The sequence below is a fragment of the Desulfosalsimonas sp. genome, from assembly GCF_046483245.1.
In the GTDB taxonomy this organism is placed as follows: domain Bacteria; phylum Desulfobacterota; class Desulfobacteria; order Desulfobacterales; family Desulfosalsimonadaceae; genus Desulfosalsimonas.
The window spans coordinates 1-4,715 of sequence record NZ_JAWODO010000011.1; the positions used below are offsets into that span (position 1 = coordinate 1).

Sequence of the window (4,715 nt, forward strand, 5' to 3'; positions counted from 1 at the left end):
GTCTGGGCCGGGGCCACGGTGATGCTGTCTCCGGTATGAACGCCCATGGGATCCACGTTTTCAATGGAGCAGACAATGACCACGTTGTCGTTTTTATCGCGCATCACCTCAAGTTCATATTCCTTCCAGCCCAGAACCGATTCCTCGATCATCACCTGATTGATCATGCTGGCATCCAGGCCGGCCGAAGCGATGTTCTCCAGGTCCTCGGGGTTGTAGGCCACCCCGCCGCCGGTGCCGCCCAGGGTGAAGGCGGGGCGGATAATCACGGGATAGCCGATATCTGCGGCAAATCCCCGGGCGGCCTCCATGTTGGTGGCAATGCCGCTTTCGGGAATCCTGAGGTTGATCTTTTCCATGGCCCGGCAGAACCGGTCCCGGTCTTCAGCCTTGTGGATGGCATCTAAGCGGGCGCCGATCATCTCCACGCCGTATTTTTCCAAAACCCCGGCCTCTGCAACGGCCACAGCGGTGTTCAAACCCGTCTGCCCCCCGAGGGTTGGCAGGATGGCATCCGGCCGTTCTTTTTCAATGATCATTTCCACGGTTTTGGGGGTAATGGGCTCCACATAGGTGCGGTCCGCGGTTTCCGGGTCGGTCATGATGGTGGCCGGGTTGGAATTGACCAGGATCACCTCGTAGCCTTCCTCTTTTAAGGCCTTGCATGCCTGGGTGCCGGAATAGTCGAACTCGCAGGCCTGGCTGATGATAATCGGCCCTGCGCCGATGATCAGGATCTTGTGAATGTCGGTGCGTTTCGGCATAAAAAGTCCGTGTTCGGGTGCGGTTTATTGATTGTCCTGGATCGTGCGGACAAATTCGTCAAACAGGTAGCCGGCATCATGGGGTCCGGGTGCGGCCTCTGGATGGTACTGGACCGTAAACAAAGGGTATTGCCGGTGAGAAAACCCCTCCAGGGTCTGATCGTTTAAGTTCATATGAGTGATATCCACGGCATTGGCGTCCAGGGTGTCGGGATCCACGGCAAAACCGTGGTTCTGGGAAGTGATTTCCACCTTGCAGGTGGCCAGGTGCTGCACCGGCTGATTGACCCCGTGATGGCCGAACTTGAGCTTGAAGGTCTTTGCCCCCAGGGCCTGGCCCAGAAGCTGAATCCCCAGGCAGATGCCAAACATCGGCTTATACCCGATCAACTGCCTGGCGGTTTCCACGGCATAGGAAAGGGGCGCGGGATCACCGGGCCCGTTGGACAGAAACACCCCGTCCGGTTCAAGCCTTTTGACCGCATCGGCCGGGGTGTCGGCCGGCAGCACCAGGACCTGGCACCCGGCGTTTTCCAGGCAGCGCAGAATATTGTATTTTACCCCGTAGTCCAGGGCAACCACCCGGAAACCGTCGGCTTTGGGTCCCCAAACCCGCTGATCCGGGCCGGACACGTCACAGGCAACCGGTCTGTTGTTTTTCCAGAAATAGGGTTTTTTGGCTGTCACGTGACACACCAGATCCTGACCTTCCATGGGCGGAATCTGCCGTGCCCGGGCGCTTAAGGATTGCGGGTCTGTGTCATGGGTGGAAACAAATGCGCGCATGGCCCCGGCCTGCCGGATATGACGGGTCAGCGCCCGGGTATCGAGTTCATCCACCCCCATGACCCCGTGGGCCCTGAGATAATCGGCAAGGCTTTGGTCAGCCCGGAAGTTGCTGTATTGGTCCTGGTATTCCCGGATCACGAACGCGGCCACCTGCACCCGGTCCGATTCGATATCATCGGCATTGACCCCGTAGTTGCCCACCAGGGGAGAGGTCATGGTCACCATCTGCCCGCGGTAGGAAGGATCTGTGAGAATCTCCTGGTAACCGGTCATGCCGGTGTTAAACACCATCTCCCCCGAGGCCTCCCCGGGTCCGGTGAAACTGCGGCAGGCAAATGCCCGCCCGTCTTCTAGTGCCAGCAAAGCTTTCATAGGGATCAACGTTTACCGTTCAAAGTTCAGGGTTTAAAATGGATGGCCCGGGCAAAATCCCGCAATTTTACGCATATGCCCGCAAAATCATCCAAAAATTTACTCTCAGCCGGGTAGCCGGATACATTAACACGGCTGCCCGGCCGGAGCAAATGATTTTGGCAGAAAAATATATCCGCTGTTTTTATTAGCTGTTTTCTTACAGGGGATCGTTTTCCCGCATGGCCCAAACCCCGCAGGGGCAGGCCCCGGCACAGAATCCGCATCCGATGCACAGATCCGGGTCCACCGCGTACTCATAATCCTTGCCTTGTAACTGCTTTCTGGAAATGGCCCCGCGCGGGCAGATATTTTCGCAGATCCCGCAGTCCCGGCAGGCACCGCAGGATACACAGGCAGACCCGCACTGTTCCGTGCCGGAAAACGAACTGATCCTGGGGTCAAAATATTCCAGGGAAACCCGCGCGGTATCGATCACCTGGGCTTGTCCGCCGGGGCCGGCAGCTGTGCCGGGATCGGCCACTGCTTTAAAATCCGTTCCCGGATCAAGGGGCCGCTTTCCTTCGGCAATTTCTTTGATGGCCGCAGCCGCCTTCCGTCCCGCGCCAATGGCGTCGGTGAGCAGCCCGGGCCGAACAATGTCGCCGATGGCAAAAATCTTTGGATCCGTGGTCTGAAAATATTCATTGACCCGCACAAACCCCTTTTCCAGACCCACCGAGTCAGGCAGAAAATCCGTGTCCGGCACATCGCCGATGGAGATCACAACCGTGTCTGCGGCCAGAACCTCGCCGGATTCCAGCACCACGCCCTGCTCCGTGATTTCACGGGTAAAGCATGGCCAGCGGAATTGCGCACCCGCGGCCTCTGCATGCTCCCGCTCCTTTCCAAAGGATGCCGGCTTTTGCACGTCAATAAGGACAATATCTTCGGCCCCCAGCCGGCGGGCTTCAACCGCTGCATCGCAGCCCACGTTGCCGGCACCGATAATCACCACTTTCTTGCCCGGATCAATGGCATTGTTTTTTGCCCGGGCCAGAAAATCATTTGCGGCAATCATGCGCTCTTTTCCGGGAACCGGAAGGGTGCGCGGCCTTGTGGCCCCGGCTGCGATCACCACATAATCATAATCGACTTTCAACTGCTCCACATCGTCTTTGCCCAGCTTCTGCTGGAGATGAACATGGGGCAGCACTTCGCGGATTCTGGAAAGCTCGGTTTCCAGCACATCAGCCGGAATCCGGGAGCCGGGAATCAGTTGGCGCATCTTGCCGCCGAGGTTTTCCGACATGTCGAAAATCACCGGGTCATGGCCGGCTTGCCGTAGCTGCCAGGCAATGGAGATGCCGGCCGGCCCGCCGCCCACCACCGCGGCTTTTTTCCCGGTCACCGGCGGCAGCTCCGGGTTTTTGGCGGCAATGCTGGCCCGGCCCAGGTGCGTGACATCCACCGGCTGCATGTCGGCCGAATGCCGGGTGCAGGACTGCATGCAAAGATTCGGGCAGAGGTATCCGCATACGGATGCGGGAAACGGCGTATAGGCCAGGGCCATGTCCACGGCCTCGTCCATGCGGCCTTCGCGCACCAGCCGCCACCTGTCATGCACCGGAATGCCCGTGGGACAAGTGGCCTCGCACGGCGGGGCATACACGCGGTTTTCCCACACAGGCACAAACCGGCGCAGGCTGCCGGTGACAATTACAGGAATCGGGCTCATGTCCGTGTCCGTGAGATCGCCCACCAAGCCCCCGGCGCCCAGTTCCCGGTTCCACACCGACTCGCGGAACTCGGCAATCGACCGGGTCTTTCGCACCACCTTGTCCATGGCGCTTCTGGCGGCGATGAGCTGCCAGCGCTCCCGCTCGGCCAGTTGATCATAGAGCTCCATGCGGCCAATGGCCTCCAGAAAGCGCCGCAGGTTTTGTTCCAGCCACTGCCAGTCACTGTCTGTGATGGCAACGAGCCTGGCATCGCTTTTGCTGTATCCGCCATGGGGGCCCCTGAAGAAAACCCGGCCGCTGACCATGCCCACAAGGGGACGGTATCCCAGGATATTTTCCGGGGTTTGGGCGTCAATGCCACAGATCACGGCGACACCGCCGGCCATGAATTCGCCGAAATAATCGCCCGCCGATCCCAGCACCCACAGTTCCGGAGGGGCAAATCTGGGGTTTTGCTTGGTCATGGTCATGCCCCGGGCCCCGATGCTGCCGGCCACATAAACCCTTCCCTGGGCCATGGCATTTGCCACGCCGTTTGCCGCATGACCGTGCACCACGATTTCTGCCCCGGCATTGAGCCAGCCCACATCGTCGGAAGCCGGGCCCATGTTTTCAATCCGCGTGTTGGCAAACCCCATGGAACCCAGGCGCTGGCCGGAATGTCCGGTAACGCGGATTTCCAGGGGCTTGTCCCCGGCACGCCACAACCGGCCGCCGATACCGTGCTGGCCGCATGCCTGCACCTCGATTTTCCGATGGCCTTTTGCCACCGCCTCCTGGAGCTGTTCCTCCAGGACCCGGGATTCGAGCCGGATATCGTTCTGCCGTCCGGATATCAGATGGTAGCGTTGCTGGTCCGTCATTTCCACCCCTCTATGAAAATTCGAAATCCGAATATCGAAATTCGAAACAATGACCAAAATCTGAATTACGCAATTCCAAAAACAAAAAACTTCGCTTTCCTGGTTGGGTCATTCCGTCATTCGAATTTCGGATTTGCTTCGAATTTCGGATTTCAATATTGACGCGCTCGTAAAAAGTCGATTTTCAGATGGCGCCGTAAAAAGTT

Annotated in this window: 2 protein-coding genes and 1 pseudogene; all 3 read right to left on the bottom strand. The window is 58.7% G+C overall.

Going from position 1 to position 4,715, the window contains the following annotated elements:
- Positions 1-764, bottom strand: a pseudogene (gene carB / locus R6U41_RS01690) (carbamoyl phosphate synthase large subunit); the annotation flags it as partial.
- Positions 765-788: 24 nt separating this feature from the next.
- On the bottom strand, positions 789-1,925 hold the full coding sequence (carA, locus tag R6U41_RS01695; protein ID WP_410268099.1) for a glutamine-hydrolyzing carbamoyl-phosphate synthase small subunit: 1,137 nt from the start codon (positions 1,923-1,925) through the stop codon (positions 789-791).
- 199 nt (positions 1,926-2,124) lie between these two features.
- Complete coding sequence (locus tag R6U41_RS01700; protein ID WP_410268100.1) at positions 2,125-4,509, bottom strand: FAD-dependent oxidoreductase; 2,385 nt, start codon at positions 4,507-4,509, stop codon at positions 2,125-2,127.
- Positions 4,510-4,715 lie beyond the last annotated feature (206 nt).